The organism is Mesobacterium pallidum, assembly GCF_019966535.1.
Taxonomy (GTDB): domain Bacteria; phylum Pseudomonadota; class Alphaproteobacteria; order Rhodobacterales; family Rhodobacteraceae; genus Mesobacterium; species Mesobacterium pallidum.
This window is the reverse complement of sequence record NZ_JAIMID010000030.1, coordinates 26,911-52,790: the sequence shown is the minus strand read 5'-3', so window position 1 is coordinate 52,790 and position 25,880 is coordinate 26,911. Positions and strand designations below refer to the sequence as shown.

20 protein-coding genes, 1 tRNA gene and 4 pseudogenes are annotated in these 25,880 nt (G+C 67.3%); 22 read left to right on the top strand and 3 right to left on the bottom strand.

Going from position 1 to position 25,880, the window contains the following annotated elements:
- Positions 1-341 precede the first annotated feature (341 nt).
- Positions 342-417 (top strand) — tRNA-Thr (locus tag MF270_RS25995).
- Positions 418-894: 477 nt separating this feature from the next.
- Here MF270_RS25995 and MF270_RS25990 read toward each other — a convergent pair.
- Positions 895-1,540, bottom strand: a pseudogene (locus MF270_RS25990) (IS6 family transposase).
- 323 nt (positions 1,541-1,863) lie between these two features.
- Between MF270_RS25990 and MF270_RS25985 the strand changes: the two are divergent.
- Complete coding sequence (locus MF270_RS25985; protein WP_238368559.1) at positions 1,864-2,733, top strand: NAD(P)-dependent oxidoreductase; 870 nt, start codon at positions 1,864-1,866, stop codon at positions 2,731-2,733.
- Positions 2,734-2,809: 76 nt separating this feature from the next.
- Here MF270_RS25985 and MF270_RS25980 read toward each other — a convergent pair whose 3' ends face one another.
- A complete protein-coding gene (locus tag MF270_RS25980) occupies positions 2,810-3,835 on the bottom strand; it encodes a LacI family DNA-binding transcriptional regulator (protein WP_238368558.1) in 1,026 nt (341 codons plus the stop codon).
- Positions 3,836-4,093: 258 nt separating this feature from the next.
- On the opposite strand from MF270_RS25980, the gene MF270_RS25975 reads away from it, so the two are divergent.
- From MF270_RS25975 to MF270_RS25890, 19 genes and pseudogenes are all read left to right on the top strand, one after another.
- Positions 4,094-4,963, top strand: coding sequence for an ABC transporter permease (locus MF270_RS25975; protein WP_238368557.1), 870 nt, complete (start codon positions 4,094-4,096; stop codon positions 4,961-4,963).
- Between the two features lie 4 nt (positions 4,964-4,967).
- On the top strand, positions 4,968-6,008 hold the full coding sequence (locus tag MF270_RS25970; RefSeq protein WP_238368556.1) for an ABC transporter ATP-binding protein: 1,041 nt from the start codon (positions 4,968-4,970) through the stop codon (positions 6,006-6,008).
- A gap of 41 nt (positions 6,009-6,049) precedes the next feature.
- On the top strand, positions 6,050-6,520 hold the full coding sequence (locus MF270_RS28295) for an ATP-binding cassette domain-containing protein (RefSeq protein ID WP_336246065.1): 471 nt from the start codon (positions 6,050-6,052) through the stop codon (positions 6,518-6,520).
- The gene (locus MF270_RS28290) at positions 6,489-6,653 is read left to right on the top strand and encodes an ATP-binding cassette domain-containing protein (RefSeq protein WP_272490886.1); all 165 of its coding nucleotides are present in this window, start codon (positions 6,489-6,491) and stop codon (positions 6,651-6,653) included. The genes MF270_RS28295 and MF270_RS28290 overlap by 32 nt, the downstream gene beginning before the upstream one ends.
- 33 nt (positions 6,654-6,686) lie before the next feature.
- A complete protein-coding gene (locus MF270_RS25960) occupies positions 6,687-7,046 on the top strand; it encodes an oligopeptide/dipeptide ABC transporter ATP-binding protein (RefSeq protein WP_238368555.1) in 360 nt (119 codons plus the stop codon).
- Complete coding sequence (locus MF270_RS25955; RefSeq protein ID WP_238368554.1) at positions 7,039-9,087, top strand: alpha-amylase family protein; 2,049 nt, start codon at positions 7,039-7,041, stop codon at positions 9,085-9,087. The genes MF270_RS25960 and MF270_RS25955 overlap by 8 nt, the downstream gene beginning before the upstream one ends.
- A 147-nt stretch (positions 9,088-9,234) precedes the next feature.
- On the top strand, positions 9,235-11,193 hold the full coding sequence (locus MF270_RS25950; protein WP_238368553.1) for an ABC transporter substrate-binding protein: 1,959 nt from the start codon (positions 9,235-9,237) through the stop codon (positions 11,191-11,193).
- A gap of 92 nt (positions 11,194-11,285) precedes the next feature.
- A complete protein-coding gene (locus MF270_RS25945) occupies positions 11,286-12,272 on the top strand; it encodes an ABC transporter permease (RefSeq protein WP_238368552.1) in 987 nt (328 codons plus the stop codon).
- 10 nt (positions 12,273-12,282) lie between these two features.
- On the top strand, positions 12,283-13,299 hold the full coding sequence (locus MF270_RS25940) for a glycerate kinase type-2 family protein (protein WP_238368551.1): 1,017 nt from the start codon (positions 12,283-12,285) through the stop codon (positions 13,297-13,299).
- A gap of 46 nt (positions 13,300-13,345) precedes the next feature.
- On the top strand, positions 13,346-15,469 hold the full coding sequence (locus MF270_RS25935; RefSeq protein ID WP_238368550.1) for an alpha-amylase family protein: 2,124 nt from the start codon (positions 13,346-13,348) through the stop codon (positions 15,467-15,469).
- 472 nt (positions 15,470-15,941) lie between these two features.
- Positions 15,942-17,477 (top strand): annotated as a pseudogene (locus MF270_RS25930) (ABC transporter substrate-binding protein).
- A 66-nt stretch (positions 17,478-17,543) separates the two neighbouring features.
- On the top strand, positions 17,544-18,500 hold the full coding sequence (locus MF270_RS25925; protein ID WP_238368549.1) for an ABC transporter permease: 957 nt from the start codon (positions 17,544-17,546) through the stop codon (positions 18,498-18,500).
- A complete protein-coding gene (locus MF270_RS25920) occupies positions 18,497-19,441 on the top strand; it encodes an ABC transporter permease (RefSeq protein WP_238368548.1) in 945 nt (314 codons plus the stop codon). The genes MF270_RS25925 and MF270_RS25920 overlap by 4 nt, the downstream gene beginning before the upstream one ends.
- Positions 19,441-20,397 carry an ABC transporter ATP-binding protein gene (locus tag MF270_RS25915; protein WP_238368547.1) on the top strand — a complete coding sequence of 319 codons (957 nt, stop codon included), beginning with the start codon at positions 19,441-19,443 and terminating at the stop codon, positions 20,395-20,397. Before MF270_RS25920 ends, MF270_RS25915 begins: the two co-directional genes overlap by 1 nt.
- A 45-nt stretch (positions 20,398-20,442) precedes the next feature.
- Positions 20,443-21,534, top strand: coding sequence for an ABC transporter ATP-binding protein (locus MF270_RS25910; RefSeq protein ID WP_238368546.1), 1,092 nt, complete (start codon positions 20,443-20,445; stop codon positions 21,532-21,534).
- Entirely contained in the window at positions 21,524-22,408 is an 885-nt protein-coding gene (locus tag MF270_RS25905; protein ID WP_238368545.1) for a cyclase family protein, read from the top strand. The genes MF270_RS25910 and MF270_RS25905 overlap by 11 nt, the downstream gene beginning before the upstream one ends.
- 46 nt (positions 22,409-22,454) lie before the next feature.
- Positions 22,455-23,405 (top strand): D-2-hydroxyacid dehydrogenase, encoded by a 951-nt coding sequence (locus tag MF270_RS25900; protein WP_238368544.1) that lies wholly within the window; start codon positions 22,455-22,457, stop codon positions 23,403-23,405.
- A 116-nt stretch (positions 23,406-23,521) separates the two neighbouring features.
- Positions 23,522-23,911, top strand: a complete 390-nt coding sequence (locus tag MF270_RS25895; protein ID WP_238368543.1) for an MbcA/ParS/Xre antitoxin family protein — start codon at positions 23,522-23,524, stop codon at positions 23,909-23,911.
- Positions 23,908-24,609, top strand: a complete 702-nt coding sequence (locus MF270_RS25890) for an RES family NAD+ phosphorylase (protein WP_238368542.1) — start codon at positions 23,908-23,910, stop codon at positions 24,607-24,609. Before MF270_RS25895 ends, MF270_RS25890 begins: the two co-directional genes overlap by 4 nt.
- Positions 24,610-24,951: 342 nt before the next feature.
- Here the strand turns inward: MF270_RS25890 and MF270_RS25885 are convergent.
- Positions 24,952-25,326, bottom strand: a pseudogene (locus MF270_RS25885) (ATP-binding protein); the annotation flags it as partial.
- Positions 25,327-25,393: 67 nt separating this feature from the next.
- On the opposite strand from MF270_RS25885, the pseudogene MF270_RS25880 reads away from it, so the two are divergent.
- Positions 25,394-25,761: pseudogene (locus tag MF270_RS25880) on the top strand (transposase); the annotation flags it as partial.
- Positions 25,762-25,880 lie beyond the last annotated feature (119 nt).

The following is a 25,880-nucleotide window of genomic DNA, read 5'->3' as shown; positions in this document are numbered from 1 at the left end:
AGGAACCGCGTCACCCCGGACGCAACAGACGCCAACCGCGACGCCTCAATGAAATCACTCGGGCTGTGGTAGTTCATGTACCGATCCTTCCTGTTTCGCGACCGCGATTCGGCCGAAGCTGTCAGAGTCACGGACCTGCCCTGCCGGCGGTCCGTGGTTGGCGACAGTAATGGACGACGCGGCACTGGACGCAATGCCTTTTCCCGTCGGAATGGTGTCACCCAGCTTTCCAAGTTCAATCACATGCGGATCGTCGCTGTCCAGAGCTGGTCCGCCACCGGGGGACGGGGATGGATTCTGCCTTGCACGGTGGGCGCCTTCCGTTTATGAGGCGCCGCAATGCCCCAATAGCTCAGCTGGTAGAGCAACTGTTTCGTAAATAGTAGGTCGGCGGTTCGAGTCCGTCTTGGGGCACCACTTCCTTAGCTACTCCCTTGAAATGCCTCGGCTTTATCCCTGGATGGAGCGAGCGTAGAACATGGCGGTGCACAAACCAGCGGCCCATACCTTCGTGAAGGACGGCTACTACTACCTTGCGAGGCGCGTCCCGAACGACCTGCAGGTCTCTCGATGACGAGATGCGATGGCTCGTCGCCCTGGTATCGGACAGCCACATTCGCCCTTCGATGGCTCAGGCGTCACGCCGCGCACGACGTCCTGGATGTTGCTCTGCCATGCGGATGTCCACAGTAGGCATGGGCTGCTTGAGGGAAGGTCGAGTAGGACGCGGGACTTCGGCGAAAGAAGAGGCGCATCTCCTCCCTGTCTGATCGAATTAAGTCCGGGAGGCACTGTCAGGTTGTTTTGCCTGGCCGTTCAAGGTGCCGCTCGCGACCGCTTACGTGGATAGTTCGGTGATATGGGCGGCCAGACGTCGAACGGGTCCTGTCTTGCCTAGCGGCAGGACCGGGCGGCGAGGCGGTGACGGCGTGGGCGGAAGATGGCGGCTGTCTGGTCGTGGACCGACAGAAACCGCCGGGCGTGTCGCGGCGACTTGAACCGACCCATGATCTTCTTTCGTCGGCGGGTGTGCCGGTGCGATGCGTCGGCGGCGTTGTTGATCCCCTTGTGCCGGCAATGTGCGACGCCAGGGGCGCGGTTCGTCCTCGCGGCCGGACAGGAACCGAGCTTGTCGGTCACCATCACCCGCGGCAAACTCCAGCGCTTGAAGAGCTCGTGCATGAACGGCCTCGGGGCCGCGGCGCCACTGCACCAGGATGTCCAGCACGCCGCCGGTCGCGTCGATCGCCGGCCAAAGCCGGCGCCTGACGCCGTTGATCTTGAGGACGACCTCGTCGGGATGCCACCTGTCGGCTGGCCGTGGCCGGTCGCGTCGGATCTTCGCGGTGAATTGAGTTCCAATCGTCGCGCACCAGATCCGGATCGCCTCGCAAGAGACGATGCCCCTCTGCTCCGCGAGAAGATCTTCGACATCGCGCAGGTTCAGAGCGAAGCGGTGACAGTCCCAGACGGCTTGGCCGATGGCGGTCCGCGGAAACCGATGGCCCTTACGGCGCGAGAGATCGTCGAGGTCCCACATATGAGCGGCCTATCGGGCCTTCGCAGCACCATCACCCTGACAATGTCCTTCGGATAGAGCACGCCCTTAAACCCGACCAAGTCCACTGCCTTTCACCAACTCACTGACGATGCTGTCATATTCGACGCCACCACGGAACCGGAAACTTTGCGACACCACCGGACCAGCTGCGCGCGGGCCGTCGGCTGACATGGGACGTGCAGGCGCCCAGCGGGGCGGACCTGGCCTTCGCCATGAAATAACACGAGCAAGCAAAACGTTTGCATAACAATACTGCCTAAATTATTACGATCCTACCAAGGGAAGCGTGAGAGGAGGACGGAATGCGAATTGGTTTCATCGGACTTGGCGTCATGGGGCGCCCCATGGCGGGACACCTGATCGCGGCGGGCCACGAACTGGCGCTGAGCCGCGTCAAGCCGGTCAGCGCGCACCTGGTGGAGGCGGGCGGGAAAGCCGCCACCACCCCGGCCGAGGCTGAAAAGGGGGCCGATGCGGTCATCCTGATGCTGCCGGACACACCGGATGTCGAGGCGGTGCTGACCGGCCCCGACGGCGTGATCGGCGCGCTGAAACCCGGCGCCATCGTGATCGACATGAGCTCCATCGACCCGGTGGCGACGCGCCGCTTTGCCGATGGCGTGGCCGAAGCCGGGGCGCTCTGGGTCGATGCGCCGGTCTCGGGCGGCCAGGCGGGGGCCGGGAACGCGGCGCTCAGCATCATGTGCGGCGGGACGGACGCGGCCTTTGCCGCCGCGCTGCCGCTGCTCGAGCTGATGGGCAAGCGGATCACCCATGTCGGCGGCAACGGGGCCGGCCGGACGGCCAAGGTCTGCAACCAGATCATCGTCGGCCTGACCATCGAGGCGGTGGCCGAGGCCATGCTGCTGGCCGGCGCCATGGATGTCGACCGGGCCAAGGTGCGCGAGGCGCTGCTGGGCGGCTTTGCCGATTCCACGATCCTCAAGGTGCATGGCGAGCGGATGATCGACGAAGCCTTCGATCCGGGTTTCCGCATCAACCTGCACCGCAAGGACATGACCCTGGCGACCGAGGCGGCCCGGTCGCTGGGCCTCGCCCTGCCCAACGCCGCCAATGTGCAGCAGCTGATGAATGCCGCCATCGGGCGCGGGGACGGCGATCTGGACCATTCGGCGCTGATCCGAACGCTGGCGGCGATGTCCTCGGCCTGATCGGCGACCTGACCGACGCAGCCCGGGTCGACCTTCGGGCCGGCCCGCCCTGTCGCTCAGAGGTTCGTGTGCCCCGTCACTCGGCCGGCCGCTCGGCGGTGGCGCGCAGGGCCTGCCAGTCGGGTGAGCCGGCCGGACCGCTCGAGTCGCGCTCTACCAGGCTGGCCACAAGATGGATGCGCATGGGCAGCCCATGCGCCGGCGGCGCGGCGGGGGCCTGGCGGAACCGGATCATCTGCACGGCCTGCATGCCGACCTCGCGGTTGGGCATGCGGATGGTGGTAAGGTTGGGCGACACCTGCGTGGCCAGCGGGTAATCGGCATGGCCGACGACCGACACGTCCTCGGGCACGCGCAGGCCCAGGCGCAACAGCTCGGACAGGCAGGTCACGGCCACCCCGTCCGAGCCGCAGAAGAATGCGGTCGGCCGGGCACCGGTGGCCAGGATCCGCTCCATCTCGGGCAGGAACTCGCTGCCAGCATAATCCTCGCTGAAGGTCATCAGGCTGACCCGCACATCGTCACTGACGGCATGGCGCATCCCGTTCAGCCGCCGGGTGCGCCCCGGAAAGCCGGCCTGCCCCTCGACGTAGACGATGTCGCGATGGCCCAGCTTCTCGAGATACTCGCCGACGTAGACTCCGGTTTCCTCGTCCGTGGCCGTCACCTGGTCGATCGCGATCAGCGGCGGCACCTCGTGGGCGCAGGTCACCACCGGCAATCCGGTCGCCTGCGCCGCCTCGAGCACGGCCCGGTCGGCGGTCCCGGCGATGATCAGGCCCAGACTGGTGTCGGCCATCTCGGCCACGCGCGCGGGATCTCGGGTATGCACCAGGTCGATCTCGTAACCCTCGCGCATGGCCTGCATCTCGATTCCGTGGCGCATGTCGATCCACAGCTCGCGGTTCGCGACGGCGGCATTGGGAAAGATCAGCCGCACCACGTGGCTTTCGCTGCGTGCCGCGTTGCGCGGGCGATATCCCTGCCGCGCCGCCGCCTCCTCGACAAGGCGCCGGGTCTTGTCACTCACGCCCGACTTGCCACTCAGCGCGCGCGACACCGCGAACTTCGATAGGCCCAGCTCGTCGGCGATACTCTGCACGGTGGCTTTTGGCATGCCATACCCTCTGATGTTTGTTTGATTGTTAGGTTTTGCCGCGACCGAAGTCAACTGCCCAACGCAAGTCGTCTAACTTTGCTTTGCCCACATACACTTGACTAATTCGTCGGTAGGTCGCAAAACAAAAACATTGACTAACCTAATATTGTTTTGTTTGTTTTGCTAAGGAGGAGTCGGGGACGACTTGTTCATGACGCACATTCGTTATGCGATGCTGCGCCGTGCCGGGAGGCTGGCGCGGTGAGTCTGGTAGACGCGAAACCGCAACTGGACCGGGCAGAGGCGCAAAAGGCGCCGCCGCCGGTCGGAATGGACAGCCAGTGGCGGCTGATCTGGCTGAAATTCACGGATCACAAGCTGGCACTGTGGAGCGGGGTGTTCATCCTGCTGGTCTACCTGATGGGCATCTTCGTGCGGGACGAGGGCGGGTTGCACTTTCAGCCCCATGTCACCGGATTTTCGCAATCGCGCGACCCGAACACGCTGCGCATGGTCTTCGCCCCCGATCCCGAGGCGCGGGTGCCGCTGGGGCTCTTCGTGCGCGGCGCCGAGACCTACCGCCTGTTCGGCCTGATCAAGACCGACCGGCACCTCTTTGGCCCCAAGGACCCGGCGCAGCCCTTCTACCTGATGGGTGCCGACCGGCTGGGCCGGGACGTGTTCAGCCGACTGGTCTACGGCACGCGGATCTCGACCTCGATCGGCCTGGTCGGCGTGGCGATCAGCCTCGTGCTGGGGGTGGCCCTGGGCGGCATCTCGGGCTATTTCGGCGGCTGGATCGACACCGCCGTGCAACGGGTGACCGAGTTCATCATCTCGATCCCGACGATCCCGCTGTGGATGGGGCTGGCCGCCGCCATTCCGGTGACCTGGTCGCCGATCCTGGTCTACTTCATCATCACGGTGATCATCTCGCTGAGCTTTCTCGGCATCGGGCTGCGCCCGCCGGTGGTCAGTTGGGGCGTGCTGCTGAAGGAGGCGCAGAACATCCGGTCGCTTTCCGAGGCGCCCTGGCTGCTGGCGCCCGGCGTCATGGTGATCATGACCGTGCTGGCGCTCAACTGCCTTGGCGATGGCCTGCGCCATGCTGCCGATCCCTACGCGGAGTGAGGACATGAGCGACACATTGCTTTCCGTGCGCGGTCTCAAGACGCAATTCGGCACAAGGGCCGGCGTGATCCGCGCGGTCGACGGCGTGACCTTCGACGTGCACCGTGGCCGGACCCTCTGCATCGTCGGCGAAAGCGGATCGGGCAAGTCGATCACGGCGCGGTCGATCCTGCAGATCGTCGGCCGGCCGGGCAAGGTGGTCGAGGGGCAGATGATCCTGTCGCGCCCCGATAAGTCGGCGGTCGACCTGGCCCAGCTGGACCCGCGCAGCAAGCAGATCCGCCGCATCCGGGGCCGCGACATCGCGATGATCTTCCAGGAGCCGATGGAATCTCTGTCACCCGTGCACACGATCGGCGCCCAACTGGTCGAAAAGATCCGCCTGCACCATCCGGTCACCCGCAAGGAGGCCGAGGACCGCGCCGTCGCCGCGCTGGACCGGGTGCGCATCCCCGGCCCGCGCGACCGGCTCGGCGCCTACCCGTTCGAGCTGTCGGGCGGCATGCGCCAGCGCGTCATGATCGCCATGGCCCTCGCCTGCCGGCCGCAATTGCTGATCGCGGACGAACCGACCACGGCGCTCGATGTCTCGACCCAGGCCAACATCCTCGACCTGATCCGCGAGTTGCAGGACGAAACCGGCATGGCGGTGATGTTCATCACCCATGACCTGGGCGTGGTGGCCGAGATCGCCCATGACGTGGCGGTCATGTACCTGGGCCAGGTGGTCGAACGCGGCACGGTCGACGACATCTTCTACGACCCGCAGCACCCCTACACCCAGGCGCTTCTGGGCTCGATCCCGCGGCTGGGCGCCCGGCGCGAGGATGGCAAGCGGCTGCGCGCCGTGCACGGGATGGTGCCGCATCCGCTGGCCCGGCCCGGCGGCTGCCCGTTCCACACCCGCTGCGACGAGGCGGTGCCGGGCCTCTGCGACGTGCAGGCACCGCGGATCACCGACTTTTCCGCCACGCATGGCGCGGCCTGCCACCTGCGCGATCCGGCCATGGCGGACCTGCCGCGTCGCAAGGAGGCCACGCGATAACCCTGCAATCAGACATCCGCCCCGCCACCGACGCGGCGCCGGTGCTGCTGCGCACGCGCGGGCTCAAGGTGCATTTCCCGATCCGCAAGGGCGTGGTCAAGCGCACCGTGGGCCATGTCCGCGCGGTCGACGGCATCGACCTCGATATCCGCGAGGGCGAGACGCTCAGCGTGGTGGGCGAATCCGGCTGCGGCAAGACCACATTCGGCCAGGCCCTGCTGCGCATCAACGACCCGACCGAGGGGCAGATCCTGTTCCGCGACCGCGACGGGCAGGACCTGGACCTGACCGCGCTCGACAAGGCCGGGCTGCGCAGGACCCGCACCGACATCCGCATGATCTTCCAGACCCCCTTTGCGTCGCTCAACCCGCGCCGCCGGGTGGTGGACATCATCGGCGAGTCACTGCGCAACGCCGGGATGCGGAACGAGACGCAGGTGCGCGACAAGGTCGCCTCGCTGCTGCAGCCCCGAGTACCTGATGCGCTACCCCTACGCCTTCTCCGGCGGTGAGCGGCAGCGCATCGGCATCGCCCGCGCGCTGGCGGTCGATCCGCGCCTCGTGGTGGCCGACGAATGCATCTCGGCGCTGGACGTGTCGATCCAGGCGCAGACGCTGAACCTGCTGCAGGACTTGCAGGAGTAGTTCGGCCTCACCTACCTGTTCATCTCGCACGACATGAGCGTCGTGCAATACATCTCGGACCGGGTCGCGGTGATGTATTCCGGCCGGGTGGTCGAGCTGGCCGAGACCGGCCCGCTGTTCGCCCGCCCGCGCCATCCCTACACCGCCGCGCTGCTGGCCTCCGTGCCGCGGCCCGATCCGCGCAGCGCCCGCGCCGCCCGCAGCGCCCGGATGACCGGGGAAGTGGCCGACCCGGCCAACCGCCCGCCCGGCTGCGCCTTTCACCCGCGCTGCCCATTCGCGACCGACCGCTGCCGCGCCGAGGACCCGATGCCTCGCGCCGTCGACGGTCACCAGGTCGCCTGTCACCACGCCGAAGATCTTATATTGGAAGGGGTTCCCACACATGCGTGACGCAACAACCCGAACGGACACCAAGTCCTGGTGGAAAGAGCCGTTCCGGCTGGTCCAGACCAACCTGCGCCAGCCCGATGCGCTGTACGACCAGCGCGCCCTGGCGCGCGAGACCCGCGAGTTCGGCGCCACGGCGCTGCTTTACAACATCGGCGGCATCTTCGCCTTCTACCCGACCGAGCTCGAGTTGCAGGCGGTGAACCCGATGATGAAGGGCGACGCGCTTGGCGACGCGGTCGAGGCCGCGCATGCCGAGGGCCTCGCGCTGGTCGGCCGGTTCGACATGTCCAAGGCCACCAGGCTGGCCTACGACGCCCATCCCGAATGGTTCGTGCACAATGCCGCCGGCGAGGCGCTGGAATATAACGGCACCTACCAGGCCTGCGTGAACGGCGACTGGTACCAGGATTACGCCTTCCGCATCATGGACGAGGCGCTTGGGCGCTACGACGTGGACGGCGTGTTCTTCAACATGTTCGGCTACACCAATTTCGACTACTCGGGCCGCTATTTCGGCATCTGCACCTGCGACCGCTGCCGCGACCGCTTCAAGCAGATGTACGGCCATGCGCTGCCCGAGGTCGAGAATTTCACCGACCCGGCCTATGCAGACTACCTCGAGTTCCAGGACCGCACCGCGCTCGAGTTGCGCGCCAAGGTCTACGACCATCTGCACAAGATCGCCCCGAAAGTTGCCATGACCGGCCACCGCGGCAAGAGCGACCTGATCCGCATGGAGGTGCAGCGTGCCGTGCACCGGCCGCAACCCGAATGGCCGCACCAATCGGGTGAACAGGCGCGTTGGGCCCGGGCCTATGCGCCGCACAAGAATGCCTCGTCGACCTCGGCCAACTTCGTCGATTTCGCCTGGCGCTTCCACGCCGAGACGGCGGCCTACCACACCCTGCGCATGGCGCAGCAACTGGCCAACGGCATGACGCTGGACCTTTACCTGCTGGGCGTGATGGACCAGGACGACAAGCGGCCCATGGCGGGCGTGCAAGAGCTGTTCCAGTGGCACGCCGGCGTCGAGGACGCCTATCGCGACCTGGGTTCGGGCGCCAGGGTCGGGCTCTACCATTCGCTCAAGACCAACCGCTACGGGCGGCGCGACGCCGGCGGCGAGGACGTGATCAAGGCCGCGTTCTTCGGCACAGGCGCGGGGTTCCGCGGCTATTTCCGTGCGCTCTACGAGGAACGCATTCCCTTCGACTTCGTGCTCGACGAGGCGGTCGAGGGCCGGACGGAAGGGCCCGGCGGGTTCGAGGCGCTGGCTGGCTACGACGCCATCGTGATGCCCGGCGTCACGTGCCTGTCGGACGAAGAGGCCGCCGTGCTGGACGCCTGGGTCGATCAGGGCGGCGTGCTGCTGATCACCGGCGAGACCGGGCAGCTCGATGCCCGCGGGCTGCGGCGCGACGCGCCGGCACTGGCCAGCTTGCCGGTCGAGGGGCCGTTCACCGTCCGCGAGGACATGAAGGGCGCCTACCTGCGCGTCTCGCCCGACGAGATGCCCCTGCCCGACAGCCGCCTCGTGATGCTCGACGGCCGCTTCTGGGAGGCCAAGCTGCGCGATGGCGCCGAGACCTGCATGACCCTGCTGCCGCCGCAACGCTTCGGCCCGCCCGAGTTGTGCTTTCCTGACGAGGAAAGCGATGCGCCCGGCGCCGTCACGCGCGCACATGGCAAGGGCAAGGTGGTCTGGCTGCCCTGGATGCCCGAGGTCCAGTACTACCGCGACAGCCTGCCCAGCCACCGCACCATCATGACCGACCTCATCACCCGGCACATCCCCGGCGCCCCAGCGGTGCTGCAAGGCGCCGGCGCGGTCGAGCTGACGGTGCAGCACCAGGCCGGCCCCGGCAAGTCGCTGGTCCATGTCGTGAACTACGGAGGCCAGCGCAACAACCTCTACGAAGAGGCGCCCGCCCTGCACGGGCTGCGCCTGGGCCTGCGCAACGCGGCCGGTGACACCGTCACCTGCCTGCGCTCGGGCAAGACCCTGCCGCTGGGCGCCGCCGATGGCGACGGGCTGCGCTGAGTCGACCTGAACCCGGTGGGCGATTTCGAAGCCATCCAGTTCCGGGCCGCGACGTAACCCGCGTCCCGGCCACGGGAGGAGCAAGGGTCGCGGCCGCACGCCGGCCGCGACCACACGACGAACCAACGAGTGGGAGGAGACCTCGTCATGACCAGATCCAACCTGCGCACACGCCTGCGCACCTTCGCCGCGGGAGGGCTGGCCGCCGCCAGCCTCGCCCTGCCGGCCGCCGCCCAGCAGGAGCCGCCGATGCTCCAGCCCCGCGTCGACGCGGGCGAGCTGCCGCCCCTGGCCGAACGGATGCCCACCGGCCCGCTGGTCGTCGAACCCTTCGACGAGCTGGGCCGCTACGGCGGCAACCTGCGCTCCAACATGCGCGGGCCGTCGGACATCATGACCCTGGTCCGCACCGTCGGCTACGAGAACCTGACCCGCTGGGACAACTGGCAGCCCGGCGATCCCAGCGACGGGCTGGTGCCCGAGGTGGTGATGAACCTGGCCGAAAGCGTCGACGTGAACGAAGACGCCACCGTTTTCACCTTTCACCTGCGCGAAGGCGTGCGCTGGTCCGACGGTGAACCCTACGACACCGACGACGTCATGTTCTGGTACGACCATGTCTACAGCAACAGCGAGCTGATGCCCGTCAAGCCAAGCTGGTCGGTCGTCGAAGGCCAGCCGCTGGTGGCCGAGAAAATCGACGCCTACACGTTCACCTTCACCTTCCCCAGCTCGCACGGGCTGCTGCTGACCTCGCTGGCGACGCCCGTGATCGACCCCGACCAGGACATCCCCGGCCGGCCGACCACTTACCCCGAGCATTACCTGCGCCAGTTCCACGCCGCGTTCAACGACAACGCCGACCAGGAGGCCCGCGAGGCCGGGATGCAAAGCTGGGTCGACCGGTTCCACAACGTCGCCTCGGCCTATCGCAACCCGGATGTGCCGACACTGCACCCCTGGGTCGTGACCACCGGGGTCGGCCAGGGCACCGGCGAAGAGGTCGTGTTCGAGCGCAATCCCTATTACTGGAAGGTAGATCCCGAGGGGAACCAGCTGCCCTACATCGACACGGTCACGGTCGACCTGACCGCCGACAAGGAGGTCGTGCTGCTGCGCGCGGCGAACGGGGATTACGACTTTCTCGACACCTATATCGGCTTCGTGACGACTCCCGAGAACCGCGGGACCTTCTACGACAACCAGGAGCGCGGCAATTACCACTTCCGCGAGGTGCTGCCGAACCGGGCCAACCTGAACATCCTGTCGCTGAACCAGACCGCCAAGGATCCGGTCAAGCGCGAGCTGTTCCAGCAAAAGAACTTCCGCATCGCGCTGAGCCACGCCATCAACCTCGAAGAGATCATCGAGCTGGTCTACCTGGGCCAGGGGCGTCCCTACCAGGTGGCCGAACGGCCTGAGTCCCCGCTCTTCGACGAGGAAATGGCCACCCAGTACACCGCGTACGACCCCGCACTGGCCAATTCCATGCTGGACGAGCTGGGCTATACCGAGCGGAACAGTTCCGGCATTCGCCTTGGGCCGGACGGCAACCCGATCACCATCGTTCTCGACATCGCGGTGGTGCGGCAGCCCTGGCTCGACTCGGCCGAGCTGATCCGCGGCTACTGGAACGACGTCGGCGTCGAGCTGGTCATCAACACCATCGAGCGCACGGCGCTGTGGGAACGGGCGACCAACAACGAATACGAGGCGACGGTCTGGTCGGCCTCGGGCGGGGCCGACACGCTGTTCAACCCGCGCTACTACTTCCCCTATGACTTCCTGTCGTTCTACGCGACCTCCTGGGGCCAGTACTACGAGGGCAACGCCAACCCCGAAGAGCCGCCCGCAGCCATCAAGACGCAGCAGCAGCTTTATGACCAGATCCTGGCCGAGCCCGATGCCGACCGCCGCACCGAGCTGTTCCGCGAGATCATGGATATCTCAAAGGACCAGTTCTACGCCTTCGGCATCATGCAGCCCACGCGCGACTACGGCATCCAGTCCAACAAGCTGCACAACATGCCGCAGACGATGATGGCAAGCACCATCTACACCTACCCCGGCGCGTCCAACCTCGAGCAGTACTACTTCTCGGAGTGACGCCGACCGGCATCCGCCAACGCGCCCGGCCCGCCACGGGGCCGGGCGCATCCCCCACCCCCTGACATTCCTGATTGCGCGGACGTTTCGACATGCTGGCCTTCCTGACCCGACGCCTGATCTACATGTTCTTCACCATCGTCGCGATCTCGATGATGTCCTTTGCCATCATCCAGCTGCCGCCGGGCGACTTCGTGACCTCGATGGTGGCCCAGCTGGGCCTGCAGGGCGTCAGCGTGCAATCCGAGAGCATGGAGGTCTTTCGCGAACGCTACGGGCTGAACGACCCGGTCTACATCCAGTACTGGAAATGGATCACCAACATCGTGCTGCACGGCGATTTCGGCTATTCGCTGGAATGGCGCCAGCCGGTGTCGCAACTGATCTGGGACCGGCTGGGCCTGACCTTCGTGCTGGCCGCGCTGACGCTGGCCTTCATGTGGATGATCGCCATCCCGATCGGCATCTACTCGGCCGTGCGCAAGAACAGCTTCGGTGACTACCTCGTCACCTTCCTCGGGGTGATCGGCCTCGCCATCCCGAACTTCCTCTTTGCGCTCGTGCTGCTCTTCATCGGTTTTCGCTACTTCGACGCCGATTGGGGCGGGCTCTTCTCAACCGAGTTCCGCAACGCGCCCTGGAGCCTGGCGCGGCTGGGCGACATGATGCTGCACATGATCCTGCCGATCATCGTGCTCGGCTCGGCCGGGACGGCGGCGCTGATCCGCATCCTGCGCGCCAACCTGCTGGACGAGCTTGACAAGCCCTATGTGGAAACCGCCCGCGCCTATGGGCTGGGCGAACGCACGCTGCTGATGCGCTACCCGGTGCGGATCGCGCTGAACCCGCTGATCTCGACCGTGGGCTGGGTGCTGCCGACGCTGGTCTCGGGTGCGACGATCACCGCCGTGGTGCTGAACCTGCCGCTGACCGGGCCGCTGCTGCTGAACTCCCTGCTGTCGCAGGACATGTACCTGGCCGGCAGCTTCATCATGATGATGAGCGTGCTGACCGTAATCGGCACCTTGCTGTCCGACCTGCTGCTGGCCTGGCTCGACCCGCGCATCCGCTACACCTGAAGGCGACCCCATGACCGACGACAGGACCTTCCTGGCCGGGCTTTTCGCCGCCAGCGCAGCGCTGAAACACGCGGTGAGCGGGCTGACCGCCGATGACCTTGTCGTGGCGCTGGTCTGCGGCGGCGGCTCGGCGCTGCTGCCCGACCCGCCGCACGGGCTGACGGTGGCGGACGAGGCGGCGCTGAACACCGCGCTGCTGCGCTCGGGCGCGCCCATCGGGGTGATGAACGCGATCCGCAAACAGGTCTCGGGGATCAAGGGCGGACGGCTGGCTGCGCTGGCCGCCCCGGCGCGGGTGGTGACCCTGGTCGTCTCGGACGTGCCCGGGGACGATCCGGCGCAGGTGGCGTCGGGCCCCACCGTGCCCGATGCCCGCGACCGCGCCGAAGCGCGCGCGCTGGTGGACACCTGGAACATCGCCCTGCCCGAGCGCGTCGCCGCTTATCTCGCCGGCCCCGAAGGCGCCGCGCCTGGCCCGGACGACCCGGTCTTTGCCCGCAACGAGGTGCGCGTGATCGCTTCGGCCCGGCTGTCGCTCGAGGCGGCGGCGGCGCGGGCCGAAGCGGCGGGCGTCACCGCCGCGATCCTGTCCGATGCGATCGAGGGCGAAGCGCGCGAGGTCGGCCGCGTCCATGCCGCCATCGCCCGCGAAGTCGCCCTGCGCGACCGGCCGGTGCGGCGCCCCGCCGTGCTGCTCTCGGGCGGCGAGACCACCGTGACGCTGCGCACCGGCGACGGGCGCGGCGGGCGCAACACCGAGTTCCTGCTGGCCTTCGCGCTGGCGGCCGAGGGCACCGACCTGCTTGCCCTTGCCGCCGATACCGACGGCATCGACGGCAGCGAGGCGAACGCCGGCGCCTTTGCCGATGGCACGACGGCGACGCGGCTGCGCGCCACCGGGTGCGACGGCGCCACGCGGCTGGCACGCAACGACGCCTGGGGCGCCTTCGACGCGCTCGGCGACCTTTTCACCACCGGCCCGACCGGCACCAACGTCAACGATTTCCGCGCGATCCTGCTGCGCTGAAGCGCGCACGGGGCCACCCATAGCCACAGACCAAAGGATGACAGTCATGAACCAGCACCTGCCCACCCCGCAAGCGGACCGCCTGCGTCAGCCCGACTGGTACCGCACCGCCACCCGCTGGTCGCAGCTGACCTTTGTCGAGGACGACCCGATCCGCTACGACCCGGACCTCTGGCTCGAGATCTTCCGCAGCACGCGGTCGAACGCGGTCTGCCTCAGCGCCGGCGGCTACATCGCCTTTTATCCCAGCAAGGTGCCGCTGCATTACGTCAGCAAGGACATCGGCGACACCGACCCCTTCGGCCGGCTGGTCGACGGCGCGCGCGCGCTGGGGATGCATGTCATGGCCCGGGTCGATCCGCATGCGATCCACCAGGACGCCGCCGATGCCCATCCCGAATGGATCGCCGTCGACCGCGACGGCAACAAGCGGCGGCACTGGGCTTATCCCGATGTCTGGGTCACCTGCGCCTACGCCAGCGGCTACAACACCGAGTTCATGCCCAAGGTGATCAAAGAGCTGGCCCGCGACTACGACATCGACGCCGTCTTCGCCAACCGCTGGCAGGGCCACGGCATCTGCTATTGCGATGCCTGCCGCGACCAGTTCCACGCCTTCAGCGGGCTTGGATTGCCGCGCGAGGCCGACGCGGATGACCCGGCCTACCGCGCCTGGTCGGCCTGGAAACGCCAGGTGCTGAGCAAGCTCGTCGTGCAATGGGACGAGGTGGTGCGCGCGCAGCGCCCGCATGCCAGCTTTATCCCCAACATGGCCGGCAACATGCTGATGGAATTCGAAACCGTGCTGATCGAGCGGCACTGCCCCTTCCTCGTGGTCGATCACCAGGGACGCCACGGCGTGCAGCCGGTCTGGATGGCCGGGCGCAACGGCAAGCGGATGCGGGCGGTCTTCCCCGACCGCCCTGCCGTGCTGATCACCTCGGTCAGGCCGGAAGAGCCGCAGCACCGCTGGAAGGACAGCGTCAACACCGCGCCCGAGACCGAGGCCTGGATCACTGACGGCACCGCCCATGGCATGCTGCCCTGGTACACCAAGTTCAACGCCGTGGTGCCCGACCGCCGCTGGATCGCCCCGGTCGAGCGCGCCTTCGCCACCCATGCCGCGCTCGAGCCCGCGCTGGCGCGGACGCAGCCCGCCGCCGAGATCGCGATCCTCGATGCCGCGACCACCCTGCGCCACCACGGCTGGGAGGCGCGCAGCGCCGCCGAGGTGGATGAAAAGGGCTTTTACCACGCGCTGGTCGAGGCCGGCCTGCCCTTCGAATTCCTGTCCGACACCGAACTCGGGGCACCCGGCGCCATCGACCGCTTCCGCCTGCTGATCCTGCCCAACGCGGTCTGCCTGTCGGATGCGCAATGCCAGGCCATCGAGGCCTGGGTCGATCGCGGCGGCCGCCTGCTGGTCGCCGGGGAAAGCGCCACCTGCGACGCCGATGCCACCCCGCGCGACCGGCTTGGCCTCGAGGCGGCGCTTGGCAGCCGGATGACTGCGCGGCCGCGCGGCCCGGTCAAGAACACCTATGTCCATATCGCCGAAGACCATCCGCTGACCGCCGGCTACGACGGCGCCGAGCGGTTCATCGGCGGGCTGCGCCTGATGACGGTCGAGGCGGTGGGCGATGCAATCGCCCCGCTGCTCTACGTGCCCGACTTCCCCGACCTGCCGATGGAAGAGGTCTACCCCCGCGACGCCCCCGTGGCCCCGGCACTCATCGCGCGCGAGACCCCGGCGGGCGGGTGCACGGTGCATATCCCCTGGAACATCGGCGCCACCTTCCACGAGGTGATGGCCGCCGACCACCAGCGGCTGATCGAGAACGCCGTGCGCTGGTGCCTCGGCAAGACCCCCGAGGCCGAGGTGACGGCCGATGGCGTCGTCGACCTCGCCCTGCGCGAGGGCCGGGACGAGACCTTGGCGCTGGTGACCAACCTCACCAACCCGATGATGATGAAGGGCCCGCTGCGCCGTCTCTACCCGGTGTCGAATGTGCAACTGCATATCGTGCCGCCGGTCGGCCGGCGCTGCGGCGGGGCAAAGCTGGTCGCCTCGGGCCGGGCGCTCGAGGTCGCGACCGGCGTCAATGGCCGCCTGTCGATCGCCCTGCCGCCCTTCGAGCTGACCGAGGCGGTGCAGGTCACCTGGGCCTGAGCCGCGCGCGGCGCACACCCGCCCCGCGCCGGCGGACCTTGACCGCACCGCCCGTGCGAGGCAACCAGAACTCCGCCCCGACGACCTGTCGCCCGGGGCGGTCCCGGATGACAGGCCGGCGGCTGGGCTGGCCCGGACTGCGACCGGACGGCCCCGGACCCGCCCCGGCGGGACGTAAACGATTGCGGACTCCGTTAGTTATGTTTGGCTAACGAAAGTGCTGCTCTATCAGCACTTATTCCTATATTTTGGTGACTTAGTTTCTGACATAGGTAGATGTGAAGACGCAAATAAAAACGTTTGGTATAGATCTGTTTTGCCTGTTATCACTGTTTTAGGGATTCGTCCCGGGCCACGGAGGAGCGGCCTGGGCGCCAAGGCCCCGCAGCGCATGGCGCGCCAGGGGATCTGATCGCCAGCCGGCCCTGACTGATCGTCCGGTCCGAAATGCACAGATGGGAGGAAAAGCGACATGACACACCTAAGAACGGGACCCGACACGCCGAACCGCGCGGGCCTAGCCACCCGCGGCGGCCGCCTGCTGCGCGGACTGGCCCTGCCGGCGCTGCTGGCGGCCCTGCCCCTGCACCCCGCGCTGGCGGCGGATGACCGGCTGGACGTCGGCGTTTCGACCGCGGTCAACCAGCTGCTGCCACACCAGGTCTACCAGGGGAACATGCCCTGGATTCACTCGATCTTTGACGCGCTGGTGTTCTGGGACGACGGCCCGCAGCCGCAACTGGCCGAAAGCTGGGACATCTCGGAGGATGGTCGCACCATCACCGTATTCCTGCGCAGCGGCGTGACCTTCCACGATGGCAAGCCGTTCAACGCCGACGTGGTGATGGCCAACCTCGAATAGGCGCTCGATCCGGTCAACCGGGTGACGGGCAACGATTTTCTGCGCACCGGCACCTTTACCAAGCTGGACGACCTGACAGTGCAGCTGGAATTTCCGGAGGCCGCGCCGCAGGTGCTGACGGTCTTTGCCGTGCTGCCGATGATGGACCTCACCTCCGACATCGTCAGCAAGCCCAACGGCACCGGCCCGTTCCGCGTGGCCGAGTTCAGCCCCGCCACCAAGCTGGTGCTCGAACGCTTTGACGGCTACTGGGACAGCGACCGCCTGCCCCAGGTGGCGACGCTGGCCTTCCCGATGTATCCCGACAATGCCTCGCTGATGGCGGCGCTGCAAAGCGGCCAGATCGACGTGCTGGCCTTTCCCGACTTCCGCCAGCTGACCGTGCTGCAAGGCCAGGGGATGAAGCTGGAAAGCCACACGCCGCCCGGTTCGTTCATGTTCCGCACCAACGCGGCCAAGCCGCCGCTCGACAACAAGCTGGTGCGCCAGGCGCTGGGTCACACGATCAACCGCCAGGTCTTTGCCAAGCTGATGACCGGCGGCAACAGCACCGCCAGTTGCAGCCACCTGCCCGCGGGCTCGCCAGCCTATACGCCCGAGGTCGAAGAGGATTGCGCCTATGACCTCGACCGCGCCAAGCAGCTGCTGGCCGAGGCGGGCTACCCCGACGGTCTGACGCTGGAATTCCAAGGCGGCAGCCAGCGCCAGCCCGAGCTGACAGCCTATGCGCCGATCTGGCAGGAAGACCTGGCCAAGATCGGGGTCGAGCTGAAGATCCTCGACCTGTCGTCCTCGGTGCTGTCGGACAACGTGCGCTCGGGCAATTTCCAGATCCAGGCCGATTGGTATCCCTGGGGCGTCTTCGACCCGGCGGTGTTCTTCATCGGCCCGTCCTTCGCGCCCACGAACCTGTCGGGCTACAGCAATGACGAATACCTCGCGCTGCTGAACACGGCCCAGGCCGAGGCGGATACGGACAAGCGGATCGACCTTTACAAGCAGGTGAACCGCATGCTGGCCGAAGAGGATTTCATCATCCCGATCGCCACGCGGCCCTATATCTACGCCGTGCGCCCCGACCTCAAAGGCTTCAAGCTCGACCCGTTCGGCATGGCCTATGTGAACGACGTCGTGGTCTCTGACTGACGGCCGAGGTGACCGGCCGCACGCGCCCGCCGCGTGCGGCCCCATTTCGAAAAGGAGGGCCAGGCCGTGCTTGAATACCTGTTGCAGCGCGCCTTCCAGGGCGTTCTCACCGTTTTCGCGGCGAGCATCATCATCTTTCTCGTGATCCGGCTGGTGCCGGGCGACCCGGCGGCGATGTATGCCGGCGTCGATGCCACGCCCGAAACGGTCGAGGCGATCCGCGAGGAAATGGGCCTGAACGCGCCGCTCGTCACGCAGTACTTCGCCTGGATCGGCGGCACGCTTTCGGGCGACTTCGGTCGGTCCTACGTGGCCAAGGTGCCGGTCTCGGGGCTGATCGCCGCGCGGGTCGAACCGACGCTGGTGCTGCTGATCGGCGCGGTGACGGTGATGACCATCTTCGGCTTTGCCATGGGCGCGGCGGCCGCGATCTCGCGCTCGCGGGCGGTCGATGCGGCGCTGACCGCCATCGCGTCCTTCCTGTCCGGTGCGCCGGTGTTCTGGATCGGGTTGCTGACCATCCTGCTCTTCGCGGTCTACCTGCGCTGGCTGCCGGTCGGCGGCTACGTGAGCCTGGCCGATGATCCCGTCGCCTCGGTCAAGACCATGATCATGCCCTGCCTCGTGCTGGGCCTGGCCATGGCCGGCACGCAGGCGCGCTTTATCCGGGCCTCGTACAAGGAAGTGCTGAACGCAGATTACATCCGGCTCGCGCAGGCCAAGGGCGCCTCGCGCATGCGGGTGATCCGCAAGCACGTCACCCGCAACGCGCTGGTGCCCATCGTCACCGTCTTCGGCGTGGCCATCGCCAACCTGCTGGGCGGCGCCGTGGTGATCGAGACGGTCTTTACCTGGCCCGGCCTCGGGCTGCTGATGATCAACTCGATCAACATGAACGACTATCCCACCGTGCAGGCGATTCTGCTGCTCTACGTGGTGATCTTCGTCATCGTGAACTTCCTGACCGACCTCAGCTACACGCTGATCGATCCGCGCATCCGACTGACCGGAGCCAAGACATGACCGATACCTCTCCGAACGCCATGCACGGCGACATCCGGGCCGTCGACAGCGCCCGCGACCTGGCCGCCAGCCTGCCGCAACGCAGCCCGTTCCGCGAATTCCTCAAGGCGCTGCTGGTGCAGCCCTCGGGCCTGATCGGCTTTCTCGTGACGCTGGCGATCTGCCTGGCCGCAACCTTCGCGCCCTGGGTCGCGCTGTGGAACCCGCTCGAGACGCATTACATGGACGCCCTCGTGGGCCCGAACGCCACCTACTGGCTGGGCACGGACGAGTTGGGCCGCGACGTGTTCAGCCGCATCATTTACGGCGCGCGGCCCTCGCTCAGCGTGGCGGCCATCGCGGTGCTCAGCGGTGGGTCGGTCGGCATCGCGCTTGGCGTGATGTCGGGCTATTACCGCGGCTGGCTGGAAACCGTGTTGATGCGCCTGTGCGACATCGCCTTCGCCTTTCCGCTGATCATCATCGGCGTCTGCACCGTGATCGTGCTGGGCCCGTCGAACTTTTCCGTCGGCATCGCCGTGGGCATCGGCGTCGCGCCGACCTTTGCCCGGCTGGCCCGCGCCAAGGTGCTGGAATCGATGGAGCGCGAATATGTCATGGCCGCCCGCGGCATGGGCGCCACCGACCTCTTCATCATGACCCGCCACATCCTGCCCAACATCGCTGCCCCGCTGATCGTGCAGCTGGCCACGGCCGTCTATGGCGCGGTCATCATCGCCTCGGCGCTCGATTTCCTGGGCATGGGGGCGCAGCCGCCCGCGCCCAGCTGGGGCAACATGCTCCAGGGCGGCCGGCTCTACCTCAGCCAGGCGCCGATCTACGCGCTGGCGCCCGGTGTCGCGCTGACGGTCTTCGTGGTCGGGATCAACCTCTTCGCCGCGGCGCTGACCAATGCGCTCGACCCGCGGATCCGTACCGAAATCCTCGAAGGGAGGCTGTGATGAAGGACATCGTCGATCCGCAGGACGACCTGCACAAACCCGGTAACGTCGTCCTCAGCCTGCGCGACGTGCGCACCGAGTTCCGCGCCGGCGCCGTCACCATCCGCGCCGTCGACGGGGTCAGCTACGACATCCGCTCAGGCGAGACGCTGGGCCTTGTCGGGGAATCCGGCTGCGGCAAGTCGATGACCGCCTATTCGATCATGGGGCTGCTGCCGGGCAGCGGCCGCGTCGCCTCGGGCGTGATCGAGTTCGGCGGGCGCGACCTGGCCAGCCTCTCGGCCTCCGAGATGCGGCACATCCGCGGCAACGAGATCGGTCTGGTGTTCCAGGACCCGATGACCTCTCTCAACCCGACGATGACGATCTACGACCAGGTGGCCGAACCGCTGCGCCTGCACCGCCAGATGACCGAAGCGCAGATCCGCGCCCGGGTGATCGAGACGCTGACGCTGGTCGGCATCCCGCAGCCGGCCGAGCGGCTGGACAGCTACCCGCACGAACTGTCGGGCGGCCAGCGCCAGCGGATCTGCATCGCCGTGGCGCTGGTCTGCCAGCCCAAGCTGCTGATCGCGGACGAGCCGACCACCGCGCTTGACGTGACGATCCAGCGCCAGATCCTCGAGCTGATCGACGAATTGCGCGCCAAGCTCGACATGGCGGTGATCCTGGTGACCCACGACCTCGGTGTCGTGGCAGGCCATACCGACCGCGTGGCGGTGATGTATGCCGGCCAGGTGGTCGAGACGGGACGCACGGACGAACTGCTGCGCGCCCCGCGCCATCGCTACACCGAGGGTCTCTTTGCCGCCCTGCCCGACCGCGCAGCAGGCCGGGGCGACCGGCTTTACGCCATTCCCGGCCGCCCGCCCGAGCTGCACAACCCGCCGCCGGGCTGCCGCTTTGCCCCGCGCTGCGAACATGCCACCGCGGCCTGCAAGAGCGCCCCGCCGTAAGAGCGGCGCTTTTCGCCCAGCCATGTCGCGCGCTGCATCCACCCGGTGCAGGGCCTTACCGTCGCGCCCCGGCGCGGCGCGGCCCACGCGGCAGAGGCCGCCGCGTCCGCTTCCTCCCGGCAAGACGCGGCGGTCAGTCTGCGCCATGTCGTGCGCGAATTCCGCCTGCGCGGCGGATCCTTCCTGAGCCGCGAGGAGACCCGCATCAGCGCCGTGGCCGATGTCAGCTTCGATATCCCGCGCGGCACCACCTTCGGGCTGGTGGGCGAATCCGGCTGCGGCAAGTCCACCCTGTCGCGGATCGTCGCCGCACTGGACCGTCCCAATGACGGCGCGGTCGAGATCGCGGGCGAGGACCTCTTTGCCCTCGGCAAGCGCGCGCTGCGCAAGCGGCGCCGCAACGTGCACCTGATGTTCCAGGACCCCACCGCCTCGATGGACCCGCGTTTTCGCGTGAACGAGGTGCTGCGCGAGCCGCTGATGATCCAGAAGGACGGCGCCCCGCGCGACTGGACCCGCCGCATCCTCGAGCTGATGGAGCAGGTCGGCCTGCCGCCCTCGATGTACGACCGCTATCCGCACGAGCTGTCGGGCGGCCAGCGCCAGCGCCTGGCCATGGCGCGCGCGCTGGCGCTGAACCCGGCGGTGATCGTGGCGGATGAACCGGTCTCGGCCCTCGACGTGTCGATCCAGGCGCAGATCCTCAACCTGATGCGCGACCTGCAACGGGACAAGGGTCTGACCTACCTGTTCGTCTCGCACGACCTGTCGGTGGTGCGCTACATGGCCGATACGATCGGCGTCATGTACCTGGGCAAGCTGGTCGAGGTTGGCCCCGCCGAAGAGGTCTACACCCGCCCCCGGCACCCGTACACCCGGGCGCTGATCGACGCCGTGCCCAAGGCCGAGGCCGATTCCAAGAAGGCCTACACGATCTCGGGCGACTTGCCCTCGGCGGCGAACCCGCCATCGGGCTGCCGCTTCCGCACCCGCTGCCCGCTGGCGCAGGACATCTGCGCCCGCGAGGTGCCGCAGCTGGACAGGCAGGAGGGCGCGCAGCGCGTCGCCTGCCATTTCCCGCTGGACGCCCCCCAGACAGACGCAACCGAACCGGAACCCGCAACCCATGTGCACTGACCTTATCGACGTCGACTCCCTGACCGCCCGCCCCGGCGCGAGCACGCGCCCGCGCGGCGGCTACGACCATATCGACGCGGCGGCCACGCTGGCCGCGCTCAGCCTCGTGCGGCACGGCAAGGTGATGCCGCTGAACCTGGCGCTGGACACCAGGACCATCGGCCGGCCCGAGATGGTGCACCATGCCCGCATGCAGAACCAGACCCGCCCGATCGGCGACGGCCGCTTCAACGTGGTCAACGACGACTGGGTCGAGCTGGCGCTGCAATCGCACAGCCATTGGGACGCGCTGGCCCATTGGGGCGTGATCGAACCCGGCGACAGCGGCGTCTTCTACAACAACACCGGGCTCGAGGACACCTACCCCGAGTTCGGCTCCAAGACGCTGGGCATGGCCACCCTGTCGGGCGGCATCGTCACCCGCGGCGTGTTCTTCGACATGGTGCGCTTTCTTGGCGCCGACGAGCAGGGCTACCTGCCCACCGATCGCAACATCGACGCCGCGACGATCAACGCCTATCTCGACCAGCACGGCCTGACCCTGCGCCCGGGCGATGCGGCGATCTTCTACACCGGCTTCCAGAACCGCGTGCGGGCCAATCCCGACGCCTGGCGCGCCGGCACGCCCGGCTTCAACCCGGTCTCGCCCGGCGTGCTGCCCGACACGCTCGACATTTGGGAAGCAGCCCGCACCTTCGCGCTGGTCGCCGACAACCCCTCGGTCGAGCCCAACCCGATGGGCGAGGGCAAGTTGCATGCGGGCGCGCTCAAGCGCCTCGGCATCTACCTCGGAGAGCTGTTCAGCTCGAGGACCTCGCCGATCACTGCCGCGAGACCGGCCAGCATGAGTTCGCCTTTGTCAGCGTGCCGCTGAACATCCCCAAGGCTTTCGGATCCCCCGCCAACGCGCTGGTGATCGCATGAGCGCCCCCGCCCCCACCGTCTTCCTGACCGGAGAGATCGACGACGCTCGCATGGAAGAACTTCGCGCCCTCGCGCCCGGGGCCGAGCTGACCTATTTCGCCGATCCGGCCGAAATGCTGCCCCGCATCGGCGAGGCCGAGGTCATCGCCGGCGCCGTCGGCCCCGAGGCGCTGCCCGCCGCGACCCGGTTGAAATGGGTGCATTCCTGGGCCGCCGGGCCGAATGCACAGGTCTACCCGGCCTTCGTGGACAGCGACGTGGTGCTGACCAGTTCCAAGGGCAACGGCGCCGTGCCGCTGGCCGAACACGCGATGATGCTGATGCTCATGCTCAGCCGCAACGCCATGCGCTGGATCGAGGCGCATCAGCAGGGCCGCTGGGACCGCTTCTTTCACGGTGAGCTGAACGGCGCCACGGTAGGCATCATCGGCACCGGCCATTCCGGCACCGACCTCGCGGCCAAGTGCAAGGCGTTCCACATGACCACGCTAGGCCTGCGCCGCAGCGACCGGCCGGCCGCGCATTTCGACCGGATGTATACCCACGACAGGCTGCACGATTTCCTCGCCGCCTCCGATTACGTGGTGGTCACCGCACCCAAGACGCCCGAAACCACGGGCATGCTGGACGCGGCGGCCTTCCGCGCGATGAAATCCTCGGCCTTCTACATCTGCTTCTCGCGCGGCGGGATCGCCGATGACGACGCACTGTTCCGCGCGGTCGACGAAGGCTGGATCGCCGGCGCCGGGCTTGACGCCCATACGGTGGAACCCTTGCCCGAAGGCGACCGCTTCTGGACCCTGCGCAACACGATCATCACCCCGCACAACGGCGCGACGACCACCCAGACCAAGACCCGCGGCTACGAGATCTTCCGCGACAACCTCGCCCGCTACATGCGCGGCGAAGCGCTGGCGAACATCGTGGACAAGCAGCTCGCTTATTGACCCCCTGGGTGGCCGGACCCACCCGGAACCAGCCACCGCCCCAGCCTTGCGCCGCCCATATGATCTTTACATTCGGTCCATATGGACTATCTTGAAGGTCACGAAGGAGAGCCGCGATGCAACTTGCCGCCCAGACCCCCGCCCCGGCCGAAGTAACCGCCGTCGCCCTCAAGGCCTATGCCCGCATCGTCGAGGCATGGTCGCTGGGCCTGCGCGAGGCGGCGGGGCTGGCGGACATGTCCGAAAGCACCTGGAAACGCGCCCGCAAGCCCGGTTTCGCCGGAGAGCTGACCAAGGACCAGATGCTGCGGCTCAGCGCGGTGATCGGCATCTACAAGTCGCTCGAGCTCTATTTCTCCGAACCGCTGGCGCGCAGCTGGGTCACCCGGCCCAACACCGGGCCGCTGTTCGGCGGCCAGCGCCCGGTCGACAGCGCAATCGACGGCGGGCTGCCGCAGATCCTCGCCATCCGCACCTATCTCGACGCGCTGCGCGGTGGTGCATGAGGCAAATCGACCTGTCGGATCGCGGTCTCACCCGGCTGCTGCCCGCGACCTACCACAAGCCCCCCGCGCTGCGCGGGCTCGTCGATACCGACGACGAGCTGGCCATCCTCGCCGGGATCGAGGGCATGACCAGCGGGCGCCTCACCGCCGAGGCCGGGCGCAACCCGCATCTCGACCCGCGCGAACTGGCCTGGCAGCGGCGGCAGGGCGACCTGCGGATCTACGGCGACAGCCATGTCAACGCGGCCTTCACCTATACGCGGGCGGGCGGCAACCGCTTCAACGACGCCACGCGCGGGGCCTGGTACTGCGCCTGGGACGTGCTCGTCTCGGTCTCCGAGGTCGCCTACCACCGCACGCGCGAGCTGGGCTTTGCCGGCAGCTACCACGACAGCGCGCGCTACGTCGAATTGCTGGCCGATTTCATCGGCAACTTCGACGACCTCACCGGAATGCCGGATCACCCGGCGCTCGACCCCGACCCCGCGCTTGGCTACCCGGCCGGGCAGGCACTGGCGCAGGATCTGCGCCGCGCCGGCTCTCGCGGGCTGGTCTACCCCTCGGTCCGCGCGCCTGCGCCCGGCGGCAACTGCCTTGTCTGTTTCGAGCCGCACGCGATCCAGAACGTCCGCCCCGGCGCCAGCTGGGAACTGACTTGGGACGGCTCGCCGCATTACGTGGTGCGTGCGCTGGCCTGAGCCCGCATTTTCAAGATTTCCGAAAGGGTCGTCACCGATCTTCGGGCCTTTGCAGCGCCGCGCCCGCGTCCGCGCCGCATACTGCGCCAAACACCAGGAGAGACCCCTTGTCCCCGACCTGTTACGCCCCGCATTAAGGCCTGCCCGGCCAAGACCAGCCGCTGACCGACCGCACGATCTTTGCCGATGCCTACGCTGTCAACGGGGGAGCAAAATCCGGCCATGGGGCGGCGCAACAGTCGGCCACTATGGGCATGACTTGCGCCTCGGCAGCCGCGCTCTCCATTTAGTTGGCGGTTGCCGGGGCGCCTTGGTCCGTCATGACCAAATCTGTTACTTGGTTCAGGATTTCTGCCGGGCCTTGCTTTGTGCGAGGCGATAGCTGTCTCCGTTCATCTCGAGGATAGAGACATGGTCGGTCAGCAGATTCGGCAGCGCTTCCGCGAGGCGTTCCGATCCGAAACTTTCCGTCCGTTCGTCGAACGGCAGGTTCGATGTGATCAGGATCGAGCCGGGTTCGACGCGCTGTGAGATCAGTTCGAACAGCAGTTCGGCGCCGGTCTTGCTGAGGGGCACGAAGCCCAGTTCGTCGATGATCAGCAGTTTCTGGTTCACCAATTGCTGCTGACGTCGCAGGAGCTGCCGTTCGTCTCGGGCCTCCATCAGCTCATGGACTATGGCTGCGGCGGTGGTGAAGCGGACAGCCATGCTTCTTTGGGTCTTGTCCCACCGAAGTGGTCCACCCCTTGGGATAGTTTAACCCGTATCATGGAGGGCTACGACGATGGCAGGCAAACGAGATAAGCCCGAAGACATCACAACGAAACTTCGGCGGGTTGAGGTTCTGCAGGAGCAAGGCGCGACGATCGCCGAGGCTGTGCGCCAGATCGGCGTGACGCAGCAAAGGTTCTGCCGATGGCGGAAGCTCTACGGCGGGATGCAGCGTTCGCAGGTTGCGCGGCTGAAGGAACTGGAGAAAGAGAACCAGCGGCTGCGACGAGCGGTGTCCGATCTTGCCTCGTACAGGCTCATCTTGACCGAGGAAGCCAGGGGAAACTTCTGAGCCCTTCGCGTCGCCGAAAGTGTATTGACCATGTGCGCCGGGTACTTGGCGTATCGGAACGCCGCGCCTGCCGCACGCTCGGGCAGCACCATCAACCTGACAATGCCCCGATGACCACCTCCCGGGACATCGTCTGAGGGGGCGGCAGTCCATCCGCCATGCGGTGTCACGGCGCTGGCCTTCCTGCCAAATCGCCTGCCGGATTTTT

Coding starts and splice junctions, on each gene's coding strand:
- MF270_RS25895 (WP_238368543.1), top strand. CDS start 23,522: ATGCAACTTGCCGCCCAGACCCCCGCCCCGGCCGAAGTAACCGCCGTC.
- MF270_RS25940 (WP_238368551.1), top strand. CDS start 12,283: ATGACCGACGACAGGACCTTCCTGGCCGGGCTTTTCGCCGCCAGCGCA.
- MF270_RS25970 (WP_238368556.1), top strand. CDS start 4,968: ATGAGCGACACATTGCTTTCCGTGCGCGGTCTCAAGACGCAATTCGGC.
- MF270_RS25905 (WP_238368545.1), top strand. CDS start 21,524: ATGTGCACTGACCTTATCGACGTCGACTCCCTGACCGCCCGCCCCGGC.
- MF270_RS25900 (WP_238368544.1), top strand. CDS start 22,455: ATGAGCGCCCCCGCCCCCACCGTCTTCCTGACCGGAGAGATCGACGAC.
- MF270_RS25950 (WP_238368553.1), top strand. CDS start 9,235: ATGACCAGATCCAACCTGCGCACACGCCTGCGCACCTTCGCCGCGGGA.
- MF270_RS25890 (WP_238368542.1), top strand. CDS start 23,908: ATGAGGCAAATCGACCTGTCGGATCGCGGTCTCACCCGGCTGCTGCCC.
- MF270_RS28290 (WP_272490886.1), top strand. CDS start 6,489: ATGCGCTACCCCTACGCCTTCTCCGGCGGTGAGCGGCAGCGCATCGGC.
- MF270_RS25920 (WP_238368548.1), top strand. CDS start 18,497: ATGACCGATACCTCTCCGAACGCCATGCACGGCGACATCCGGGCCGTC.
- MF270_RS25985 (WP_238368559.1), top strand. CDS start 1,864: ATGCGAATTGGTTTCATCGGACTTGGCGTCATGGGGCGCCCCATGGCG.
- MF270_RS25935 (WP_238368550.1), top strand. CDS start 13,346: ATGAACCAGCACCTGCCCACCCCGCAAGCGGACCGCCTGCGTCAGCCC.
- MF270_RS25955 (WP_238368554.1), top strand. CDS start 7,039: ATGCGTGACGCAACAACCCGAACGGACACCAAGTCCTGGTGGAAAGAG.
- MF270_RS25915 (WP_238368547.1), top strand. CDS start 19,441: ATGAAGGACATCGTCGATCCGCAGGACGACCTGCACAAACCCGGTAAC.
- MF270_RS25945 (WP_238368552.1), top strand. CDS start 11,286: ATGCTGGCCTTCCTGACCCGACGCCTGATCTACATGTTCTTCACCATC.
- MF270_RS25960 (WP_238368555.1), top strand. CDS start 6,687: ATGAGCGTCGTGCAATACATCTCGGACCGGGTCGCGGTGATGTATTCC.